General features: G+C 74.5%; 20 protein-coding genes and 1 riboswitch. Of the genes, 11 read left to right on the top strand and 9 right to left on the bottom strand.

What is annotated here, in order from left to right; translation table 11 throughout:
* Positions 1–30: 30 nt before the first annotated feature.
* A complete protein-coding gene (rsmH, locus tag OG764_RS25810) occupies positions 31–987 on the bottom strand; it encodes a 16S rRNA (cytosine(1402)-N(4))-methyltransferase RsmH (RefSeq protein WP_328970809.1) in 957 nt (318 codons plus the stop codon).
* Between the two features lie 310 nt (positions 988–1,297).
* On the opposite strand from rsmH, the gene OG764_RS25805 reads away from it, so the two are divergent.
* The 4 genes from OG764_RS25805 to OG764_RS25790 all read left to right on the top strand — a co-directional run bounded on the left by OG764_RS25805 (position 1,298) and on the right by OG764_RS25790 (position 6,847).
* A complete protein-coding gene (locus OG764_RS25805; protein WP_328970808.1) occupies positions 1,298–1,846 on the top strand; it encodes a beta-class carbonic anhydrase in 549 nt (182 codons plus the stop codon).
* 137 nt (positions 1,847–1,983) lie between these two features.
* The gene (locus OG764_RS25800; protein WP_328970807.1) at positions 1,984–3,018 is read left to right on the top strand and encodes an AAA family ATPase; all 1,035 of its coding nucleotides are present in this window, start codon (positions 1,984–1,986) and stop codon (positions 3,016–3,018) included.
* Entirely contained in the window at positions 3,018–4,400 is a 1,383-nt protein-coding gene (locus tag OG764_RS25795; RefSeq protein WP_328970806.1) for a DUF58 domain-containing protein, read from the top strand. Before OG764_RS25800 ends, OG764_RS25795 begins: the two co-directional genes overlap by 1 nt.
* Positions 4,397–6,847, top strand: a complete 2,451-nt coding sequence (locus OG764_RS25790) for a transglutaminase family protein (RefSeq protein ID WP_328970805.1) — start codon at positions 4,397–4,399, stop codon at positions 6,845–6,847. The genes OG764_RS25795 and OG764_RS25790 overlap by 4 nt, the downstream gene beginning before the upstream one ends.
* A 438-nt stretch (positions 6,848–7,285) precedes the next feature.
* Here OG764_RS25790 and OG764_RS25785 read toward each other — a convergent pair whose 3' ends face one another.
* The 3 genes from OG764_RS25785 to OG764_RS25775 are packed head-to-tail and all read right to left on the bottom strand — an operon-like array spanning position 7,286 to position 10,905.
* The gene (locus OG764_RS25785; protein ID WP_328970804.1) at positions 7,286–7,894 is read right to left on the bottom strand and encodes a TetR/AcrR family transcriptional regulator; all 609 of its coding nucleotides are present in this window, start codon (positions 7,892–7,894) and stop codon (positions 7,286–7,288) included.
* 19 nt (positions 7,895–7,913) lie between these two features.
* On the bottom strand, positions 7,914–9,998 hold the full coding sequence (locus OG764_RS25780; RefSeq protein WP_328970803.1) for a YhgE/Pip domain-containing protein: 2,085 nt from the start codon (positions 9,996–9,998) through the stop codon (positions 7,914–7,916).
* Complete coding sequence (locus tag OG764_RS25775; protein ID WP_328970802.1) at positions 9,970–10,905, bottom strand: ATP-binding cassette domain-containing protein; 936 nt, start codon at positions 10,903–10,905, stop codon at positions 9,970–9,972. The genes OG764_RS25780 and OG764_RS25775 overlap by 29 nt, the downstream gene beginning before the upstream one ends.
* Positions 10,906–11,046: 141 nt before the next feature.
* On the opposite strand from OG764_RS25775, the gene OG764_RS25770 reads away from it, so the two are divergent.
* The 5 genes from OG764_RS25770 (at position 11,047) to OG764_RS25750 (ending at position 15,274) form a co-directional block, all read left to right on the top strand.
* Positions 11,047–11,544, top strand: coding sequence for an SAV_6107 family HEPN domain-containing protein (locus OG764_RS25770; protein WP_328970801.1), 498 nt, complete (start codon positions 11,047–11,049; stop codon positions 11,542–11,544).
* Between the two features lie 151 nt (positions 11,545–11,695).
* Positions 11,696–12,454, top strand: a complete 759-nt coding sequence (locus OG764_RS25765) for a methyltransferase (RefSeq protein WP_328970800.1) — start codon at positions 11,696–11,698, stop codon at positions 12,452–12,454.
* A gap of 250 nt (positions 12,455–12,704) precedes the next feature.
* Complete coding sequence (locus OG764_RS25760; RefSeq protein WP_328970799.1) at positions 12,705–13,112, top strand: DUF3040 domain-containing protein; 408 nt, start codon at positions 12,705–12,707, stop codon at positions 13,110–13,112.
* 84 nt (positions 13,113–13,196) lie between these two features.
* Positions 13,197–13,817, top strand: a complete 621-nt coding sequence (locus OG764_RS25755; RefSeq protein ID WP_328970798.1) for a DUF4126 domain-containing protein — start codon at positions 13,197–13,199, stop codon at positions 13,815–13,817.
* Between the two features lie 23 nt (positions 13,818–13,840).
* The gene (locus OG764_RS25750; protein WP_328970797.1) at positions 13,841–15,274 is read left to right on the top strand and encodes a phytoene desaturase family protein; all 1,434 of its coding nucleotides are present in this window, start codon (positions 13,841–13,843) and stop codon (positions 15,272–15,274) included.
* 108 nt (positions 15,275–15,382) lie between these two features.
* Here the strand turns inward: OG764_RS25750 and OG764_RS25745 are convergent, their stop codons facing one another.
* The 5 genes from OG764_RS25745 to OG764_RS25725 form a co-directional block, all read right to left on the bottom strand.
* Entirely contained in the window at positions 15,383–16,291 is a 909-nt protein-coding gene (locus OG764_RS25745) for a hypothetical protein (RefSeq protein ID WP_328970796.1), read from the bottom strand.
* A 44-nt stretch (positions 16,292–16,335) separates the two neighbouring features.
* Positions 16,336–17,250 (bottom strand): methylenetetrahydrofolate reductase [NAD(P)H], encoded by a 915-nt coding sequence (metF, locus tag OG764_RS25740; RefSeq protein WP_328970795.1) that lies wholly within the window; start codon positions 17,248–17,250, stop codon positions 16,336–16,338.
* Between the two features lie 105 nt (positions 17,251–17,355).
* Positions 17,356–18,021, bottom strand: coding sequence for a thiamine phosphate synthase (thiE, locus tag OG764_RS25735; RefSeq protein ID WP_328970794.1), 666 nt, complete (start codon positions 18,019–18,021; stop codon positions 17,356–17,358).
* A gap of 70 nt (positions 18,022–18,091) precedes the next feature.
* Complete coding sequence (locus OG764_RS25730; RefSeq protein WP_328970793.1) at positions 18,092–18,457, bottom strand: Rv2175c family DNA-binding protein; 366 nt, start codon at positions 18,455–18,457, stop codon at positions 18,092–18,094.
* Between the two features lie 166 nt (positions 18,458–18,623).
* Complete coding sequence (locus OG764_RS25725; protein WP_443056244.1) at positions 18,624–19,796, bottom strand: NAD(P)/FAD-dependent oxidoreductase; 1,173 nt, start codon at positions 19,794–19,796, stop codon at positions 18,624–18,626.
* Between the two features lie 340 nt (positions 19,797–20,136).
* Positions 20,137–20,249, top strand: a riboswitch (TPP riboswitch).
* Here OG764_RS25725 and thiO point away from each other — a divergent pair.
* Positions 20,247–21,434 (top strand): glycine oxidase ThiO, encoded by a 1,188-nt coding sequence (gene thiO / locus OG764_RS25720; RefSeq protein ID WP_328970791.1) that lies wholly within the window; start codon positions 20,247–20,249, stop codon positions 21,432–21,434. It overlaps the preceding riboswitch by 3 nt.
* Positions 21,431–21,631 (top strand): sulfur carrier protein ThiS, encoded by a 201-nt coding sequence (gene thiS / locus OG764_RS25715; RefSeq protein ID WP_328970790.1) that lies wholly within the window; start codon positions 21,431–21,433, stop codon positions 21,629–21,631. Before thiO ends, thiS begins: the two co-directional genes overlap by 4 nt.
* The last annotated feature ends 4 nt before the right edge of the window (positions 21,632–21,635 follow it).

Below are 21,635 nucleotides of genomic sequence, written 5' to 3'. Positions count from 1 at the left end.
CCTCCTCGGGCCCCGGTCCGCGTCCGTCGCTCACAGCTCCTCCTCGCGGATCCGCTCGACGCCGCGGAACCGGGCGGGGGCGGCGCGCCGGTTCTCGGCGACCTCCTCCTCGGTCGGCAGTTCGGCGCCGCGGGTCAGCAGCTTCAGCTTGGGCTGGTACTTCTCCGGGACGACCGGCAGGCCGGGCGGCGCGGTGCTGGTGGCGCCCGCCGCGAAGACCTGCTTGACCAGCCGGTCCTCCAGCGAGTGGTACGACAGGACCGCGATCCGGCCGCCCACGGCGAGGGCCTGCACGGCGGCCGGAACGGCCCGCTCCAGCACGCTCAGCTCGCCGTTGACCTCGATGCGCAGCGCCTGGAAGGTGCGCTTGGCCGGGTTGCCGCCGGTGCGCTTGGCGGCCTGCGGAAGCGCGTCGCGGATCAGCTCGACCAGCCGGGCGCTGTTGGTGAAGGGTTCCTTCTCGCGCTCCCGGACCACGGCCGAGACGATCCGCTTGGCCTGCTTCTCCTCGCCGTAGGCGCGCAGGATCCGTACGAGCTCGCCGGGCGGGTAGGTGTTGAGCACCTCGGCCGCGCTGATCCCGGTGGTCTGGTCCATGCGCATGTCCAGCGGGGCGTCCTGGGCGTACGCGAAGCCGCGGTCGGCCTCGTCGAGTTGCATGGAGGACACGCCGAGGTCGAAGAGGATGCCCTGGACGCCGCGGATCCCGAGCCGGGCCAGGACCTCGGGGAGTTCGTCGTAGACGGCGTGCACCAGGGTGGCTCGGTCGCCGAAGGGGGCGAGCCGCTCGCCGGAGAGCCGCAGGGCCTCCTTGTCGCGGTCGAGGCCGATCAGGCGCGCCTCGGGGAATCGGGTCAGCATGGCCTCGCTGTGGCCGCCGAGGCCGAGGGTGCAGTCGACGACGACAGACCCGGGCCTCTCCAGCGCCGGGGCCAACAGGTCCAGGCACCGCTGGAGCATCACCGGGACATGTCGGGTCTCGCTCATGCGCCCTCTCAGACAATGGCGCGACCTGCGATACGCGCCGCGCACGCGGGAAGATGGAGATGTCGGGCCGGACGCGGGACGGGGCCCCTGGCGCCAGCCGGTTCGCGTCACTTTAGTCCACCGGTCGGCTCGGTCAACGAACCGGCCCGCGCGCCGTGCGGCCCGCGTGACACGAGCCGACAAAAGCCGCGGATCACCCGCTCGGGCGCTTCCGGCCACGCTTGTGGGTTAGCTCACAACAACTGCGAGTGGTGGTCTTTGTCCGTCCTCCCCTCTGCTGCGCACGCCGGTGAGCATTAACGTCGTAGTCATGACGACTTCCGCATCCCTGCCTGCAGAGACCGCCTCCGCACCCGCGGGCGGCACGGTGACCGACCGGCTCGTCGAAGCCAACCGCCAGTACGCCGAGAAGTTCGTGGATCCGGGCATGGACGCCCGCCCCGTTCTCCACGTCGCCGTCGTGGCCTGCATGGACGCCCGAATAGACCTCCACCGGGCCCTGGGCCTGGAGCTCGGCGACTGTCACACCATCCGCAACGCGGGCGGTGTGGTCACCGACGACACGATCCGGTCCCTCACGATCAGCCAGCGCGCCCTCGGCACCCGCGCCGTCGTGCTGATCCACCACACCGGCTGTGGCCTGGAATCGCTCACGGAGGACTTCCGGCACGAGCTGGAGGACGAGGTCGGTCAGCGTCCGGCCTGGGCCGTGGAGGCGTTCCGCGACGTCGACCAGGACGTCCGGCAGTCGATGCAGCGGGTCCGGACCTCCCCCTTCCTGCTCCACCGCGACGACGTGCGAGGCTTCGTCTTCGACGTGACCACCGGGCTGCTCCGAGAGATCGATCCGGCCTCTTGAGTGACATAAGGGCGTAACGCCGTCAAGAATGCGGTGTGGCGCCCGCCCGGAACTCCTTTCCGGCCGGTGTTCCACGTTTCGGGGTGGGCCGGTCATGCGCAAAGGGCGTCGGCCCGGGAAAGGGCCGAGGAGGGCCGGTGACGACCTATGACGATCGAGCGAGCCTCGCTGATCTGACCACCACAGCCGATCGGGTGCGCCGATCGGTGGAGAGTGTGATCGAGGGCAAGCCCGAGGTCGTTCGGCTCGCACTGACCGTGCTGCTCGCCGAGGGCCATCTGCTGATCGAGGACGTGCCGGGCGTCGGCAAGACCATGCTGGCCAAGACGCTGGCACGGTCCATCGACTGTTCCGTGCAGCGGATCCAGTTCACGCCGGACCTGCTGCCGTCGGACATCACGGGTGTGAGCATCTACGACCAGCAGCGCCGCGAGTTCGAGTTCAAGCCGGGCGCGATCTTCGCCCAGATCGTGATCGGCGACGAGATCAACCGCGCGTCGCCGAAGACCCAGTCGGCACTGCTGGAGTCGATGGAGGAACGCCAGGTCACCGCGGACGGGCAGACGTACCAGCTGCCCAGCCCGTTCATGGTGGTGGCCACGCAGAACCCGGTGGAGATGGAGGGCACCTACCCGCTCCCCGAGGCCCAGCGCGACCGCTTCATGGCCCGGGTGTCGGTCGGCTACCCGAGCGCCGAGGCCGAGCTGCAGATGCTCGACGTGCACGGCCGGGTGTCGCCGCTCGACGACCTGCAGCCGGTGGCGCACGCCCACGACATCGTGAAGCTGATCGACGCGGTCCGCGAGGTGTACGTGGCCGAGCCGGTCCGGCGCTACGTCGTCGACCTGGTCGCCGCCACCCGCAGCCACCCGGACCTGCGGCTGGGCGCCTCGCCGCGGGCCACGCTGCACCTGCTGCGCGCGGTGAAGGCCTCGGCCGCGCTGTCCGGGCGGGACTTCGTGCTGCCCGACGACGTGCAGGCGCTGGCCGCGCCGGTCCTCGCCCACCGGCTGCTGCCGACCGCGCAGGCCCAGCTGAACCGCCGCTCGGCGGAGCAGGTGGTCGCCGAGATCCTGCAGCGCACCCCGGTGCCGACCGCGGCCGTGGGGGCCGGCGGCATCGGCGCCCCGGCCGGGCACGGCGATCGGTCGCCTGGCGTCCGGGGGTACTGATGACCGGGGCCGGGGTACGCCCCGCGGCCGGGAGCCGTGACGCCGGCGAGCGCGCGGGACTGCGGGCGGCCCTGTCGGGGCTGACCACGCGCGGCCGCTCCTTCCTGGCCGCGGGGGTCGCCGCCGCCGCGTGCGCGTACGTCCTGGGCCAGGGCGACCTGCTGCGGGTCGGGCTGCTGCTCGCGGTGCTGCCGCTGCTGTGCGCGGTGGCGCTGCACCGCACCCGCCACCGGGTGGCGGCGAGCCGCCGGCTGACCCCGCTGCGGGTCCCGGCGGGCGCCGAGGCGCGGGTGCAACTGCGGATGGACAACGTCTCGCGGCTGCCCACCGGGCTGCTGATGCTCCAGGACCGGGTGCCGTACGTGCTGGGGCCGCGGCCCCGGTTCGTGCTCGACCGGGTCGAGGCGGGCGGCAAGCGGGAGGTGTCCTACCGGGTCCGCTCGGACCTGCGCGGGCGCTACCCGCTGGGCCCGCTCCAGCTCCAGCTCACCGACCCGTTCGGGCTGGTCGAGCTGACCCGGTCGTTCAGCGCGTACGACACGCTCACCGTGATCCCGCGGACCGAGCCGCTGCCGTCGGTGCGGATGACCGGCGAGGCCTCCGGGTACGGGGAGGGCCGGCAGCGCTCGCTCGCGCTGGCCGGCGACGACGACGTGATCCCGCGCGGCTACCGGTACGGCGACGACCTGCGCCGGATCCACTGGCGTTCGACGGCACGGTACGGGGAGCTGATGGTGCGCCGCGAGGAGCAGCCGCAGCGGGCCCGGGCCACGGTCCTGCTGGACACCCGGCGGGTCGCGTTCCAGGGCGCCGGGCCGGACTCGGCCTTCGAGTGGGCGGTCGCCGCGGCCGCCTCGACCCTGACGCACCTGCTCGAACGGGGTTTCTCCGTAAGGCTGTTGACGGACACCGGCGACTCGGTGCCGGCGGAGGGCGCGGGCGGGTTCACCGCCGGCGGCCCGGAGTCGGCCGAGGCGGCCGGGATGATGATGGACACCCTCGCGGTCGTCGGCCACTCCGACGGCGCCGGGCTGTCCCGGGCGAACGACGCCCTGCGCAGCGGCACCGAGGGGCTGCTGATCGCCTTCTTCGGCGAACTCGACGAGGTGCAGGCCGAGCTGGCCGCGAAGATGCGCCGGCGCAGCGGCGCCGCCGTGGCGTTCGTCCTCGACCCGGCGGCGTGGACCGGCGGGGCGGCGGACGGCGGTGCGGCGCAGGAGCGGCTGCGGAGGCTGCGGGAGGCCGGGTGGACGGCGCTTGCCGTGCCGCCGGGTACCGCTTTCGGACAGGTGTGGCGGCAGGCCGGGGACACCCCCGGCGGCCGCGGATTCGCCGGGGACGACGGCACTGCAGGCACGACGGGCACGGGGGGCTGGGCATGAGCGGCCGGGCGAGACTGACACTGTTCGCGCTGCTGGCCACGCTGCTGACCTCGTGTTCGATGGTGCCGCTGGTGCATCCGGACTCCTGGCTGCTGCGGGCGATGATCCTCGTCTCGGTGCAGAGCGGGGTCGGCGCGCTGGCCCGGCGGGTGCCGCTGGCCCGGGTGCTGACCGTCGCCGCGCAGCTGCTGGTCTCCCTGGTCCTGCTCACGCTGTCGTACGCCGGCGAGCGCGCGCTGGCCGGTGTGCTGCCCGGCCCGGGCGTGCTCCGGGAACTGGCCGCGCTGTACGGGCAGGGCGTCGAGGACGTGGGCCACTACGCCACGCCCGCGCCGCTCACCGACGGGATCGGGCTGCTGCTCGTCTCCGGCGTGCTGGTGGTCGGGCTGTGCGTGGACCTGCTCGCGGTGACCCTGCGCAGCGCGGCGCCGGCCGGTCTGCCGCTGCTCGCGCTGTACTCGGTGGCCGCGGGGCTCTCGCCGGGCGGCGCCGCGTGGGGCTACTTCGTCCTGGCCGCGGCCGGCTACCTGCTGTTGCTGCTGGCCGAGAGCCGGGAGCGGCTCTCCCGGTGGGGGCGGGTCTTCGGCGGCCCGGCGGGCGGGCGGTCGAACGCCGGGCTGAGCGCGGGCGGGGCACTGGCCCCGGTCCGCACCGGCCGGCGGCTCGGCATGGCGGCCCTCGGGGTCGCGGTGGCCGTGCCGCTGGCGCTGCCCGCGCTGGACGGCGGGCTGCTGGCCGGGCGCGGCGTCGGTGACGGCGAAGGCAGCGGCGGCGGGACCATCTCGGCGGTCAACCCGCTGGTCTCGCTGCAGAGCAACCTGAACCAGCCGGAGAACCGCGAGGTCCTGCGCTACCGCACCGACAATCCCGACGCGCCCAACCAGTACCTGCGGATCGTGGCCCTCGACGAGTTCGACGGCACCTCCTGGCGGACCTCGGAGCGCGAGATCACGGACGTGCCGGACCTGCTGCCGCCCCCGCCGGGGCTGAGCCCGCAGGTGAAGACCACCGAGGTGCGGACCAGCCTGTCGGCGGCCGGCTGGTACGGGCAGACCTACCTGCCGCTCCCCTATCCGGCCACCCAGGTCGAGATCGGTGGGCGCTGGCGGTTCGAGCCGGTCGGGCGGACCCTGGTCGGCGACCGCAAGCAGGACACCCGCGGCGCCCGGTACACCGTGCGCAGCCTCCAGGTGCAGCCGACGGCGAAGCAGCTGGCGGCCGCGCCTCCGGCGCCCGAGGCGATCCGGGCCGAGTACACGGACCTGCCCGAGACGCTGCCGGCGGTGGTGCGGCAGACGGCCCGCTCCGTGACCCGCGGGGCGACGTCCGACTACGCGCGGGCGGTGGCACTCCAGGACTGGTTCGCCTCCTCGGGCGGCTTCACGTACGACACCAGCGGGACCTCGGGGACCGGCAGCGAGGCCATCGTCCGGTTCCTGAAGGCCAAGCGGGGCTTCTGCGTCCATTTCTCCTTCTCGATGGCCGCGATGGCCCGTGAGCTGGGGATCCCGGCGCGGGTCGCGGTGGGCTTCACCCCGGGCACGGCGCAGTCGGACGGCACCCGCTCGGTGGGGCTGCGGGACGCGCACGCCTGGCCCGAGCTGTACTTCGAGGGGGTGGGCTGGACCCGGTTCGAGCCCACCCCGACCCGGGGCAGCACCCCGGACTACACCGTGCGCGAGGCGACCCCGTCGCGGACCACCGGTCCCAGCGCCGAGGTGCCGACCGGTCAGCAGAGCGGCGCCGCGCCGGCGCCGTCCGCGTCGGGCGGCTGCACGCAGCAGATGCGGCGGCTGGGCGACTGCGGGCCGACCGCGGGCGCGGGCGCCGGGCCCACGGACGGCGGCGCCGCGTGGTGGAGCCGGGTCCTGGTGGCCCTCGCGGTGGCGGCGCCGGTGGCGCTGCTGCTCCTGCTGCCGTTCCTGTGGCGGCTGGCGGTGCGCCGGCGGCGGCTGACGGCCGCGGCGGGACCCGCGCCTTCGGCCCCGACGGTGGACGGGGTGCGGTCCGGCCGGGCCGGCGGCCCCGCGGTCGGCGGGGGGCCCACCCTCGCCGTCTGGCAGGAGCTGACCGACGCGGCCTGGGACGTGGGCATCCTGCCCGACGACGCGCTGTCGCCGCGCCGGACCGCGGAGCGCATCGTGCGGGACGGCCGGCTGGATCCGGAGCCCGCGGCCGCGGTGCACCGGGTGGCCGGCGCGGTGGAGCAGGTGCTGTACGCGCCGGTGGCGCCGCCGGTGGCCGGGCTGTCGGCCGACGTGCTGCTGGTTCGGGCCGCGCTGCTGGCGGAGGTCGACCGGTGGACCCGGCTGCGGGCCCGGCTGGCGCCGCGGTCGTCCGTACGGGCCGTGTGGGCGCTCTCGGACCGCTGGGCGGCGCTCACGGCCGCCGTGTCGGCCCGCGGCAGGGCCCTGCGCCTCAGGATCCCGCTGCGCGGCCGGGGCTGAGCCGGGGCTGAGCCGGGGACGGCGGCCGGGGCCCGGACGGTCCCGGCCGCCGCGGTCGGGCCCCCGGCTGCCCGGCAGGTGCCGGGACGGCGAAGTCCAGAACGCGAAGACGCCGGTGCGGCGAGGCTCGATCCCCCCGAGCCCCGCCGCACCGGCGTCCTGCTGCCGGGACGGACCCGGCACAACCCCCTGCACCTCCGAGAGGTGAACGGCCGAGGCCCGCTCCGCTCCGCCGCCCCGTGCCGGCGGTCCGGCGCGGGCGCCCGTTCCGTTGTCACCAGTCTCCCGTTTGTGCAGGTGGGAGCCCATCCGCGTACCTACTCATCTCTGCGTCTAGGTACGGATACTCAGTTCTACGCGCTCGGCGCCCGCCCGGGGCACCGCCGACCGGGCGTCACCCGTGCGGCCCTGCGATGCCGTCCGGCGCCGCCGGCTGCGTCAGCCGCCGCTGACGCGGCCGCGCAGGAGCAGGGACAGCGCCGAGTGGACGTCGTCGAGCGAGCGCTCGCTCTGGAAGGACTGCCAGTCCAGGGCGGCGACGAGGACCATGCCGACCAGCGCGGCCGCGGTCAGCGGCACGTCGATCTCGGCGCTCAGCTCGCCGCGCTCCACGCCCTCGCTGAGCACCTTCTCGACGACGGCGACGGCCTCGCCGCGGACCACCATCAGGGTGGACTGCCAGGCCCGGTTGGTCCGCCAGAGCTCGGCCACGTACAGCTGGGTGAAGGCCGGGTAGGCGTCGATGAAGACGAGGCCCGCCCGGATCATGGCGTCGAGCGCCTCGACCCGGGTGCCGCCGCGCTCCTCGGTCTCCTCGGCGGCGGCCTTCAGGGACGCGGTCAGCAGCCCGACCCCGTGCCGCAGCAGCTCCTCGAACAGGACGGTCTTGCTGGCGAAGTTGTAGTAGACCGTGCCCTTGGCGACCCCGGCGCGCTCGGCGATCTCGTCGACGGTGGTGGCGGAGAAGCCCTGTTCCGCGATGAGCGTGACGGCCGCTTCGTAGAGCTTCTGCCGCGTGGCCCGCCGTCTGGTGCTGCTGCTGTCCATGGCGCTGATTCTCACAGGTCTACAGGCTCAGTTCCGGGTGCAGCCGGTCCATGGTCCACACCTGCTTGCCGCGGGCGGCGAGGGCGGTGAGGGCGAGGGCCGCGGCGGTGAAGGCCACCAGGACCGCGCTGCCCGTCAGGACCGGGGTGAGGTCGCCGCCGGTGATGAGCCGGCGCAGGCTCTCCACCACGTACGACATGGGCAGGTAGGGATGGATCGCGTTGAAGAAGCCGGGGCTGGTCTGCACCGGGTAGGTGCCGCCCGCCGAGGTCAGCTGGAGCATCAGCGCCACCAGGACCAGGATCCGGCCGGCCGCCCCGAACTTGGCGTTGAGCCACTGCACGACGGCCGCGAAACACCCGGTGACCAGGACCAGGAAGCCGACGGTGAGGGCGGGCGCGGCCATCTCCAGGCCGAGCCCCCAGTGCAGTACGGACATCAGCGCGGCCACCTGGAGGGCGCCGATGCCGGCGACCGGCAGCCAGCCGGCGAGGGCGATCCGCCAGGCGGAGGCGCCCGCGGCCAGGGCCCGCCGGTTGAGCGGCTGGATCAGCATGTACGCCACCATCGCGCCGACCCACAGGGAGAGCGGGATGAAGTAGGGGGCGAAGCCGGTGCCGTAGTTCGGGGCCTTGTGCAGGGACTGCGCGGCGAGCTGGACCGGGTCGGCCATCACCTCGGTGCGCTGGTCGCGCTGCCGCTTGTCGTAGTCGGGGATCTTGGCGACGCCGTCGTGGAGGCCGCCGGCGAGTTCGTCGGAGCCGTCGACGAGCTTGAAGATGCCGCCGTCGAGGCTGTGGGCGCCGTCGTTGAGGCGGCCGACGCCGCTGTCGATGCCCGCGGAGCCGCTGGTGGCGGAGCCGAGGCCGGTGTGGAGCTGCGCCATGCCGGTGGCGACCTTGTGCGCGCCGGTGTTGAGCGCGTTGACGCCTGCGACGGCCGCGTCCAGGTCGTCGGCGAGGCCCGGGGCCTTCTCGACGAGCTCGCGGGCCTTCTTCTCCAGGGCCGCCAGCTGGCGGTCGAGCGTGGCCAGATCGCCGTCGGCGTCCTCGACCAGGGTGTTGACGTCGGTGGCGAGTTCGGCGGCCTCGGCGGCGGCTTCCTTGGCGGCCTTCAGCCTGGGGCAGGCGGCCAGGGGTTCGGCGCCGCCCGTGCAGAGGTCCGCGTACACGTCGTCGAGGTCTTCGGAGGCGGCCTTGGCGGCGCGCTCGGCGGCGGGGGCGGCCTTGGCGAAGGTGCCGAGGTGGTTGCGGACGGTCTTGGCGGTGTCCGCGACGAGTTCGGCGGTGTCCGCGATCTGCCGGGTGTTGTCCTTGAGGAACGGACGGGCCGTGCGGGACAGGCCGTTGACCTTGTCGGCGAGGGACTGGGTGCCGTCGGCGACGGCCTGCGTGCCGGTCTCCAGGCGGCCGGCGGCGGTGTTGAGCTTGCGCAGGCCGCCGGTGAGTTCGCCGGTCTTCTCCTTGGCGGTGGTCAGGCCGTCGGCGAGGCTCTTGGAGCCCTCCTTGGCCCTGTCGATGCCGTCGCTCAGCCGGTCGGCGCCGTCGGCGGCCTCCTGGGTCTTGCCGTGGAGGTCGGAGAAGGAGATGAAGATCTTGTCGAGGAAGGTGCGCGAGGCGTTGCTCGACGCGGAGGCGCGGACCTCGGAGAAGACGGCCTTGGAGATCGAGCCGACGACGTAGTTGTTGGAGTCGTTCGTCCGGACCTGGAGGGCGCCGGTCTCCGGGGAGTCGCCGGAGCTGGACGCGATCCGGGTGCTGAAGTCCGCCGGCATGGTCAGCGAGAGGTAGTAGCGGCCCTCTTCGAGACCCTCGCGGGCCTCGTCGGCGCCGACCTCACGCCAGTCGAAGGTCCTGCTGTCGTGGAGCCCCTTGGTGATCTCGTCCCCGGCGTCGATGCGCTTGCCGTCGACGACCGCGCCCCTGTCGGCGTTGACCAGGGCGACCGGGACCTTGTCCAGGCGGCTGTACGGGTCCCAGAAGGACCAGAGGTAGAGGGCGCCGTACAGCAGCGGCAGGAGGAGCAGCGCGACGAGCGCGGCCCGCGGCATCCGGCCCCGGGCGAAGCGCTTGAGCTCAAGAGCGGCGAGCTTCGGCGAGCGCATCGGCCGCCCCCTTCTCATCGGTCTCCTGCCCGGAGGCCCCACCGGGCTGCTTCTCGGAGTCGGACTCGGGGTCCGGGTCGGACTCGGGGTCCGGGTCGGACTCGGGGTCCGGGTCCGGGTCTGGGTCTGGCTCCGACTCCGGCTCGTGGTCGGGGCCCGGCTCCGGGTCGAGGCCCGGCTCCGGGTCGGCGTCCGACTTCGGGTCGGCCGGGGCGGCGGTCGTGCGCAGGACGACCGCGTCGGCCGGGGCCTCGCTGCACACCGCGAGGACGGTGGTGCCGCGGGCCGCGATCGAGCGGAGCAGCTCCCAGGCCTCGGCCCGCTCCGCGTTCGACAGCTTGAGGTCCGCGTCGTCCACGGCGAGCAGCCGGGGGCGGGAGATCAGCGCGAGGGCTATGGAGAGCCGCAGCTCCTCCAGGCGCGTCAGGTCGCGCACCGAGGTGCGGGGTCCCTTGGGCAGGGCGTCCAGTTCCAGGCCGACGGCGGCGAGGGCCTCCTCGACGCGGGCGGCGAGCTGCCCGGCGCGCTCGGAGCGGGGCCGCAGCAGGGCGCGGACCGGTCCGCCGAAGCGGCCCTGGAGCAGGGCCCGCTCCCGGAGCTGCTCGGCGACGGTCAGCGCGGGGTCGAGGTCCGTGACCCCGGGCACCGGCCCGAGCCCGCAGATCCGGCGGACGGCGGCCATCTTCTTCGGCAGCCGGTGGCCGCCGGTCTCCGCGTGGCCGGCCGTCGGCTTCATCCGGCCGGTGAGGGCGAGCAGCAGGCAGGTGCGGCCGGAGCCCGACGGCCCCTCCACCGCGATCAGCGAGCCGGCCCCGGCGTCGAGGTGCACGCCCTGGAACACCCAGCCGCGCGGGCCCTTCAGTCCGAAGTCCTCGGCCTTGACGGCCGCCCCGGGCGTGTGTTCCACGCCACTCCCCTCCCTTTTTTGAACTGACCAGTCAGTTCAAAAACTACGCAGCCCCGACCTCCCCGTCAAAGCCCCAGGTCAGACCGATTGTCAGTGGGGCCCTTCACGATGGACCCACACGACGAAGACAGGAGGCACGTCATGGCAGCACCTTCCCCCGGCTACGGCTGGGCGGTGCCCCCGATCGATGTCCACCCCGTCCTCCGCCGGGCCTCGGCCCCGCCCGCGGCACTCGACCTGCTCACCAAGGCCCACCGCGGTCTCGACGAAGCCGCCCTGCTGGACCTGCCGCACGAGCGCTACGCCACCGCCCACCTCGCCGCGCTGCGCACCGCGGCCGCCGTCCTCGCCGCCCGGGCCAGGCCCGAGCCCGTCCGGCCGCGCCGTCGGCCGCAGATCCGCAGCGCCTGGGAGCTGCTGCCGGAGCTCGCCCCCGAGCTCACCGAATGGAGCGCCCTCTTCGCCTCCGGTGCGGCCCGCCGGGCCCGTGCCGAGGCCGGCATAGCCGACGCGGCGACCAGTCGCGACGCCGACGACCTGCTGCGCGCCGCCTCGATGTTCCTGCGTCTGGTCGAGCGGATGCTCGCCCTGCCGCCGACCCTGCCCCAGCCGCGGACGGAGCAGCCCGACGCGGGATGATCCGCAAAGCGGTCCCGGGAAAGTGGGGTGCGTGAAGACGTGCCCCACGCCCGGAGCCCGCTCGGGGCGCGGGAGGCAATAGGGTGGATCACGCATGCCGTGTTCCCATCCCCGCCGCCCGCGGCGGTTCCCCGCCGAGGAGTCATCAGCCGTGTCGGACACTTCCCGCCCCCGCGCCTCCCTCCGCACCGCAGTGGTGTGGGAGGTCCTGAAGGAGGCCCTGGATCAGCAGGTCAAGGCGACCGGCAGGGATGTCCTGGACGTGCTCGACACGGGCGGCGGCACCGGGATGTTCGCGGTGCAGCTCGCCCGCCTCGGCCACCGCGTCACCGTGGTCGACCCCAGCCCGAACGCGCTGTTCGGCCTGGAGCGCCGCGTCGCCGAGGCCGGCGTCGCGGACCTGGTCACCGGGGTCCAGGGCGATGCCCAGGGCCTGCTGGACGTGGTCGAGCGCGACGCGTACGACGTCGTGCTCTGCCACGGCGTGCTGGAGTACGTGGACGACCCGGCCGAGGGCGTGGCCAACACCGTCACCGCGCTGCGCGAGGGCGGCACCCTGAGCCTGCTCGCCGCGGGCCTGGGCGGCGCGGTGCTGGCGCGCGCCCTCGCCGGCCACTTCACCGAGGCCCGCACGGCCCTGACCGACCCGGCCGGCCGCTGGGGCGCGGGCGACCCGGTGCCCCGCCGGTTCACCGCCGAGCAGCTCTCCGCGCTGGTCGGAGACGCCGGCCTGAAGGTGGGCTCGGTGCACGGCGTACGGGTCTTCGCGGACCTCGTGCCGGGCGTTCTCGTGGACACCGAGCCGGGCGCCGTGGAAGCCCTCCTGAAGCTGGAGGAGGCCGCGGCGGAACTCCCCGCCTTCCACGCGGTGGCCACCCAGCTGCACGTCCTCGGCCGGAAGCACTCCTGATCTGCGACGCAGTCCCGCATGGAGTACGCCACAGACCCTCCGTTCCGCCGGTCGGCCCCGTATGATCGGGGGACCGGACCGGCATGGCGGATCGATGGTTGGGGAATAAGCGCCTCAATGACCGCCCGCTCGACGGTACGGTTTTGGCGAAGTGGCGTAGAGGGCGGGTGTCACGGGGGCGCTTCCCTGCCTATCCTGGAGGGGACCCCCGGTCGCTACCCCGCGCGACCGACGGATGAGGAGGACTCCCGTGCCGCTCTCGGAGCACGAGCAGCGCATGCTCGAGCAGATGGAGCGAGCGCTGTACGCCGAAGATCCCAAGTTCGCGACAGCGCTTGAGGGAAGCGGGCTGCGTACGTACACCCGGCGACGGGTCTACCAGGCGGTCGCAGGCTTTCTGGTGGGTATCGCGCTCCTCATGACCGGTATGGTCGCGCAGAGCCTGATCTGGATCAGCGTGGTGGGCTTCCTCGTCATGCTGGGCTGTGCGGTCCTCGCGGTCACCGGTTGGCGCAAAGCCCCCAAACCGGGTGAGCAGCCTCCCCCCGGCACCGCCGGCGGCACGGGCCGCGGCGGTCAGGGCCGGCAGCGCCGGTCGGTGATGAACCGGATCGAGCAGCGGTGGCAGCGCCGCCGCGACGAACAACAGGGCCACTGAGCCCGCACGAGTTCCCGTGAGGGGGCGCCGTCCCGGGACGGCGCCCCCTCACGCGTCCGTGCCCCCGTGGGGCATGATGACCGGGTGAGTGTGCTCCCCCTGGTCTTCACCAGCGGCTGGGCCAGCGGGATCAACGCCTACGCGGTGGTCCTCCTGCTCGGCGTCTTCGGCGCGACCGGGCTGACCGACGAGGTGCCCGAATCCCTCCAGCGCACCGACGTGCTCCTGGTCGCGGGCGTGCTCTTCCTCTGCGAGGCCGTCGCCGACAAGATCCCGTACGTGGACTCGGCGTGGGACGCCGTGCACACCGTGATCAGACCCGTCTCCGGGGCCGTGGTGGGCGCGCTGCTCGCCGGCCAGAGCGGCTCGCTGTCCGATCTCGCGGCCGGTGCCGTCGGCGGTTCCACCGCGCTGGCCAGCCATTTCGTCAAGGCCGGCACCCGGATGGCGATCAACACCTCGCCCGAGCCCTTCAGCAACGTCGTGATGAGCACCGCCGAGGACCTCGGCGTCGCCGGCCTCGTGACCTTCGCGATCTTCTACCCGGTGGCCGCCGCGTCCATCGCGGCCGCGCTCCTGATCGCCGGGATCGTGCTGCTCGTCTTCCTCTGGACCCGGATCCGCCGCTACCTGCGCCGCCGGGCCCAGCGCAGGGAGGAGAAGCGGCTGGCCCAGGCCGTCAGGGCCGGGCTGCCACCCGGCTGACCACGGCCGATACAGTCGCGGGCATGGCACGAATTGCGGTGATCGGCGCCGGGATGGGCGCGATGGCGGCGGCCGCCCGGCTGGCCGTGGCAGGGCATCAGGTGACGGTCCACGAGCGCGGGGCGACCTACGGCGGAGCCGTAGGGCAGTACACCCGCGACGGCTTCGCCTTCGACACCGGGCCGGGGCTGCTGCACCTGCCCGCGGTCTACCGCGACCTGTTCGTCAAGACCGGCAAGCAGCCCCTCGAAAGCCGGGTGGAGACCGTCCAGGTCGACCCGGCCGTCCGCCATGTCCTGGCCGACCGGACGACGGTCACCCTGCCGGGCATCTCCCGCGGCGGCGTGGCCGCGGCCCTCGACGAGGCATTCGGCGAGGGCGCCGGCGAGCGCTGGGCGGCCTTCCTGAACCGCGCCCGGGACGCCTGGGACGCCACCCGCCGACCGCTGCTGGAAGAGCCCCTGCGGGCCGACTGGCAGGTGCTGGGCCGCGACCCGTACCCGGCGGTGCGCAAGAGCGGGCTGCTGCGCCGACGGCCCCCCACGCTGGCCGAGGCCGCCGCCCGCGAACTCGGCGGCCCGGTGGCCGAGCTGCTGGAGAACCGGGTGCTGGCCTACGGCCTGGACCCGCGGACCGCGCCCGCCGCCGCCGCGGTGCTCCCGTACATGGAGCAGACCTTCGGCAGCTGGTACGTGCGCGGCGGCATCCGGGCGCTGGCGACCGCGGTGTACGAGCGCTGCCTGGAACGCCGGGTGGAGTTCGCGTTCGGCGCCGAGGTGACCGGCGTGGCCGTCCGGGACGGCCGGGCGGCCGGCCTGGAGCTGGCCGACGGCCGCGAGAGCGCCGCCGACGCGGTGGTCTCCGGGATCGATCCACGCGCGCTGGCCGGGCTGCTGCCGGGCCGCGAGCTGTGGCCCGACGGCGCCCGGCGGCCCGAGCCCGGCGCGGCCGGCACCGGCCGGATCACCGTGTTGTGCGCGCTGCGCGGCGCCCGGCCCGCCGACGCCGTGCACCGCACCCTGGTGCACGCCGCGGACGGCCGACCCGCCGTCACCGTGCTGCGGCCCGACGACCCTGGCACCCGCCCGGACGCGGACCACGAGGCGGTGACGGTGCGCGCGGTGGCCGGACCCGGCGACCGGTTCGGCGCCGCCGAGCTGCTCGACGCGGCCGGGGCCGCCGTACCGGGGCTGCGGGAGCGGCTGCTGTGGCACGAGGTGCGCACCCCGGCCGACGACGAGGAGGCCACGGGAGCGCTCGGCGGCGCGGTGCCGGCCCCGGCCCTCGCGGGCGCGGACGGGCGGCTGCTGCACCCGGCCAACTCCACGGCGCTGCCCGGGCTGTACCTCGCGGGCGGCGGCGCGCACCCCGGCGGCGGACTCGCGCACGCCGGGATGTCCGGGGCCTTGGTGGCCGGGCTGATCGTGGAGGGCGCGGACTTCCGCGGCTCCCGGTAGCCGCCCCCGCGGACTTCCGCGGCTCCGGCCAGCCGCCCCGGAGAAAGCGACCGCCCCGCGCGGACCGGGTCCGGGCGGGGCGGGGTCGGCCGCGGAGGGCCGGCGGGCTCAGTAGCGGTACTGCTCGTACTCGCCGGTGCCCTGGTACGGGTAGGCCTGGCCCTGTTCCTGGCCCTGCTCGGGCACCTGGCCCGGGCCGGCCGGGTACGCCTGCGGCTCCACGTCGCGCTGGGCCGGCACCCACACCCCGCCGGGCGGGGTGTCCATCGCGTACTGGTGGCTCGTGTACGGGTCCTGGTAGCTCTGGTAGGTGTCCTGGCCCGCGCCGAAGTACGGGTCCGGCTGCGGGGCGTAGGCGGCGTACCCCTGCGCGTCCGGCTGGGTCGCCCCGCCGGTGCCGATGTACGGGTCGGAGTAGGCCGGGTAGGCGGGCTGCTCGCCGGTGCCGTAGTCGTACGTGGCCGCGTACGGGACGCCGTACGGGTCCTGGTGGCCGCCCGCGGGCTGCTGCGGGTCGTAGTAGGCGGCCTCGGGGTAGCCGGTGGCGGACTGCTCCCCGTAGGGCGCCGCGTAGGCGTCGCCGCCGCCGAACGGGGCGGGGAACGCGGCCGTCTCGGCCGGGTCCTGCCCGTGGCCCGCTTCCGACGGCATCCCGTCCGCCGCGTCGTCGGAGGTGTCCGCGTCGTAGTCGAGCGCGGTGACCCGCAGGGCGGGCTCCTCGGCCGGCCGCTCGGCGCCGCCGCGGCGGCGGGTGACGGCCGGCTTCTTGCGAAGCGCCCAGCCCGCGTCGAAGCCGCGCCGGAAGGAGAGGGTCACCAGGGTCTGGCCGACGGCGAAGGCGGCCGCGCCGACCCCGATGACGGGCACCGAGGACAGCAGCACGCCCGCGACCACACCGGCGAAGCCCGCGAAGGCGACCAGCCGCCAGCGCAGCCGCGCCTTGTTCTGGAGCAGTACTTCAGCCAGCAGCCACAGCGCGACGAACCCGAACGCGATGTAGAGGACCGTCCAGCCCATGCAGGCCCCTCTCCGTACGGCCGCCGCCTTACGGGGGCGGCCGGTCAGGGCCTCGTGTGCAGGCCCAGGTTCTCGTAGATCTCGAGGGTGGCCGTGGAGTTGTTCGTGATGAAGTGCAGCCCCGGCACGCCCTCGGAGAGCAGCCGCGCGCAGAACTCCGTGGCGAACTCGATGCCAATGGAGCGTACAGCGGCCGGATCGTCCTTGACCGCGAGGATGCGGTCTTTCACATCCTCGGGGAAGTGCGCGTTGCTGAGCTGGGGCAGCCGGTCGAGGGTCCTTGCGTTCACAACGGCCATGACTTCAGGGATGATCGGCGTCTCGCAGCCGGCCTTGGCGACGCTGTCGCGCAGCCGCAGATAGCTCTCCGGGTGGAAAAACATCTGTGTGATCGCATAATCCGCACCGGCGCGGCATTTGTCGACGAAGTGCCGGATGTCCGTGTCCCAGTCCGTGGAGCGCGGGTGCATCTCGGGGAACGCCGCGACGCCGACGCAGAAGTCACCGGACTCCTTGATGAGCCGGACCAGATCGGCGGCGTAGCGCAGGCCCTCGGGGTGCTCGACCCAGTCCGCGAGCGGGTCGCCCGGCGGGTCGCCGCGCAGCGCGAGCATGTTCCGGATCCCGGCGTCGGCGTACTGGCCCAGGACGTTGCGCAGCTCGGCGACCGAGTGGTCGACGGCCGTCAGGTGCGCGACCGGGGTCAGCGTGGTGTCGGCCGCGATCTCCTGGGTGGCCTTGACGGTGCCGCCGCGGGTGGAACCGCCGGCTCCGTAGGTCACGGAGACGAAGCTCGGGGCGACGGCCTCGACCCGCCGCAGCGAGTTCCAGAGGGTGCGCTCGCCCTTCTCCGTCCGGGGGGCGTAGAACTCGAAGGAGTACGAGGCCTTTCCGGACGCCAGGATGTCGCGGACCGTGCGTGCGCGGTCCGTCCGGGTGGACGCGGTTCCAAGGGCCATAACGGCAGGTTAGACGCGGTCCATGATCCCCCAAAGAAGCGTCCACGTATCGGACACGACTTTGGACACTTGGCGGGGCCGCGGCGATCCGGAGCCGGGGCCCGGTCAGGCGGTGCGGGCCCGGACCCTCTTCGCCAGGTCGGCCGCCGCGGCGCCGGGATCGGCCGCCTCGGTGATGGCCCGGACGACGACGACACGGGTGGCGCCGGCGTCCAGCACCTCGTCCAGGTTCCCCGCGTCGATGCCGCCGATGGCGAACCAGGGCCGGTCTTGGCGCAGGGCCGCGGTGTACCGGACCAGGTCGAGGCCGGGGGCGTGGCGGCCGGGCTTGGTGGGGGTGGGCCAGCAGGGGCCGGTGCAGAAGTAGTCCACGCCCGGCTCGGCCGCGGCGGCCGCCACCTCGGACTCGGCGTGGCAGGAGCGCCCGATCAGGACCTCCCCGCCGAGGATGGCGCGGGCGGCGGGCACCGGGATGTCGCCCTGGCCCAGGTGGAGGACGTCGGAGCCGATGGCGTGCGCGACGTCGGCGCGGTCGTTGACCGCGAGCAGCCTGCCGTGCCGGCGGGCGGCCTCGGCGAAGACCTGGAGGTGTTCCAGTTCCTCGCCCGCCTCCATGCCCTTGTCGCGGAGCTGGACGACGTCCACGCCGCCGGCGAGCACCGCGTCGAGGAATTCCGGGAGGTCTCCCTGGCGCTTGCGCGCGTCGGTGCACAGGTACAGCCGGGCGTCGGCCAGCCGGGCTCGGGCGCCTGCATGCGTCGTCGCGGACATCGGAGAACCCCCCGTGGTGGGCGGTGTACGGGCCGTTGCGGGCCCGCACACCGCGTGGAGCGGAATCAGGTCAGACGGCGAGCGCCTGGGCGCGGCGCTTCACCTCCGTGCCGCGATTCTCGCTCAGGGCCTGCGCGGGGGTGCCGGGCAGGGTCGGGTCGGCGGTGAAGAGCCATTCGAGGATCTCTTCGTCCCGGAAGCCGTCGTCCCGGAGCACGGTCAGGAGGCCGACGAGGCCCTTGACCACCTTGTCGCCGTCGATGAAGGCGGCCGGCACCTGGAGGGCGCGGTTCTCACCCCGCCGGACGGCGATCAGCTGGCCCTCCTTGACCATCTGGCGGACCCGGGTCACCTCGATGTCGAGCATCTCCGCGATGTCGGGGAGGTACAGCCAGTCGGGGACGAGGGCATCGATCTTTGCGTCAATCTCGGTCACGGGAACAAGCCTGCCATCTTGGACCGACAGCCGGTAACCGGGCCGGGCGGACGGGCGTCCGCCGGGCGGGTGGGGGCCCGCCGCGCGCGGCCCTTCCGGGGCCCCGCACCGCCCTGCCGCCCGAGCCCGGCACCGTGGCGCCCGGCCGCGGTGCTGCCCCGTACGGCTATCGGAGCGCGGACTTCAGCGGGACCGCGGGGTCCGCGGCGGCGGCCGGGTCGACGGCGGCGCCGCTCTCGATGAGCTTGCGGCCCTGCGCGAGGTCCCGCGGCCGGCCCACGGCGAGCACCGCGACCAGGGCCTCGCCGCGCAGCCAGCACACCGACCAGGTGTCCGCGGCCGGGTCGCCGCGCCACAGCAGGGTGTCGCCGTCGGCGTGGTGGCCGGCGTACTGCACGAAGCGTCCGAACTGCTCGGACCAGAAGTACGGCACCGGGTCGTAAACCGCCTCCGGCCCGCCCGCCGCGTCGGCCAGGATGTTCGCGGCGACCGTGCGGGGGCCCTGGAGGGCGTTGTCCCAGTGGTGGACGAGGAGCCGTTCGCCGTAGCGGGCGGAGGGGAAGGAGGCGCAGTCGCCGACCGCGTACACCTCGGGCAGCGAGGTGCGCAGCCGGCCGTCGGCGGTCACCGAGCCGTCCGCGCCGCGCTCGATCCCGGATCCGGCGAGCCAGCCGGTGGCGGGCCGGGCGCCGATGCCGACGACGACCGCGTCGGCGGGCAGTTCGGTGCCGTCGCCGAGCAGCACCCGGCCCGGCTCCAGGGCGGCGACCTTGGTTCCGGTGAGCAGCCGGGCGCCGGCCGCTTCGTACCAGGCGGCCATGGGGGCGGTGACCTCGGCGGGCAGGGCTCCGGCGAGCGGCCGGCCGGCGGCCTCGACGACCGTGACGGGGCAGCCGGCCTCGCGGGCGGCGGTGGTGAACTCGGCGCCGATCCAGCCCGCGCCGACCACCACGACGGAGTGCCGGTCGGCGAGGACGGGCCGCAGCCGGACGGCGTCGTCGACGGTCCGCAGCAGGTGGACGCCCGGGACGGGGTCGCCGGGCAGGGTGACGGGCTCGGCGCCGGTGGCGAGCACGAGCACGTCGTACGGGACCGGGCCGGCCTCGGTGTCGAGCTCGTGGTCGGCGGCGCGCAGCCCGGTGACCTCCACGCCGAGCCGCAGTTCGACGCCGAGGTCCTCGAAGTCCACCGCGAACGCGGAGTCCTCGGCCTTGCCCAGCAGGACCGCCTTGGACAGCGGGGGCCGGTCGTAGGGCTGGTGGGGTTCGGCGCCCAGCAGGGTCACCGGGCCGGTGAATCCCTGCTCGCGCAGGGCCACGGCCGTCTGTACGCCGGCCATTCCCGCGCCGACGATGACGACGCGCCGCTCTGTCCGACTCTGCTGATCGCTCACGCGGCCCACCCTAACGACCTGATGATTCGTTAGGTAGAGCATCGGTGGAGGGGTGTCCGGGCGGTCGGCGGGCGCCGCCGCCGGGCCGCCTCACCGCCGCTCGCGCCGGCCGCCGAGCGGTCTCGGGGAAGCGGGGCACGGCCCCGCGCCGCCCGGCACGCACCCCCGCCGCACCGGGCGAAGACCCGAGTACTCCGGTACGAGTGCCTTCGGCCGGCACGCCGATCGCACGCACCGGACGACGCGGAGCCGCACCCCGCTTCCCCGAGGCCGCTAGTCTGGCCACCGTACCTATCGCGGGAGTCCGGGCGCACCGGGCTGAGAGGGAGGCTGGGCGGCCTCCGACCGTACGAACCTGATCCGGGTCATGCCGGCGAAGGGAGGGGCTGGACACCCATGCTTGCATCCACTGTGAGATCCGCGGAGCGCCGCGGATCGGACGTCCTCGTCATCGGGGGCGGCATCATCGGCCTGGTCACGGCCTGGCGCGCGGCCCGGCTGGGGCTGCGCACCGCGCTGGCCGATCCGGCGCCGGGCGGCGGGGCCGCGCAGGTCGCGGCGGGCATGCTCGCCGCCGTCACCGAGCTGCACTACGGCGAGGAGACCCTGCTGGGTCTCAACCTCGCCTCCGCGGCCCGCTATCCGCAGTTCGCGGCCGAACTCGCCGACGCGAGCGGCGGCCTGGACATCGGCTACCGCGCCTGCGGCACCCTGGCGACCGCCCTCGACGCGGACGACCGTGCCCACCTGCGGGAACTGCACGCCCTGCAGCGGCGCTGCGGTCTGGAGTCGGAGTGGCTGACCGGCCGCGAGTGCCGGCGCCTGGAGCCGATGCTGGCGCCGGGCGTACGCGGCGGGCTGCGGGTCGACGGGGACCACCAGGTCGATCCGCGGCGGCTCGCGGCGGCGCTGGTCGCGGCCTGCGAGCGGGCCGGGGTGGTCTTCCACCGGGTCCGCGCGGAGCGGCTGACGGTCGTCCGCGACCGGGCCGCCGGCGCGGTGCTCGCCGACGGCACCGCCCTCACCGCCGGCCAGGTGGTCCTGGCCGCGGGCTCGCTCAGCGGCCGGCTGGCCGGGGTGCCCCCGCAGGTCCTGCCGCCGGTGCGGCCGGTCAAGGGCCAGGTGCTGCGCCTGACCGTGCCGTCCGCGTACGCGCCGTTCCTCCAGCGGACCGTACGGGCCGTGGTGCGCGGCAGTCACGTCTACCTGGTGCCGCGCGAGAACGGCGAGCTGGTCGTCGGCGCGACCAGCGAGGAGCAGGGCTGGGACACCACGGTCACCGCGGGCGGTGTCTACGAACTCCTGCGCGACGCCCACGAGCTGGTGCCCGGCATCACCGAACTCCCGCTCACCGAGACCCGGGCCGGGCTGCGGCCCGCCTCCCCCGACAATGCGCCGCTGCTCGGTCCCACCGCGCTGCCGGACCTGCACCTGGCCACCGGGCACTACCGCAACGGGGTGCTGCTGACGCCGCTCACCGGCGAGGTGATGGCCGAGGTGCTGACCACCGGCGAACTGCCGGAGGTGGCCCGCCCGTTCACCCCGTTCCGGTTCACCACCGTCCGTGAGGAGTCCCTCGTATGACCATCTCCGTCAACGGCGAGCCTCGCGAGATCGCCGCCGGCACCACCCTCGACTCGGTCGTCGCCACCCTGACCACGGCCCCGTCCGGGGTCGCGGCCGCGCTCAACGAGACCGTCGTGCCGCGCCGTCAGTGGCCCGCGACCGCACTCGGCGAGGGCGACCGCGTCGAGGTCCTCACCGCCGTGCAGGGGGGCTGACCGC

Source organism: Streptomyces sp. NBC_00239 (genome assembly GCF_036194065.1).
Classification (GTDB): Bacteria; Actinomycetota; Actinomycetes; order Streptomycetales; family Streptomycetaceae; genus Streptomyces.
Note: the sequence above shows the minus strand (reverse complement) of the source record. Positions and strands in the feature narration are given on the sequence as shown.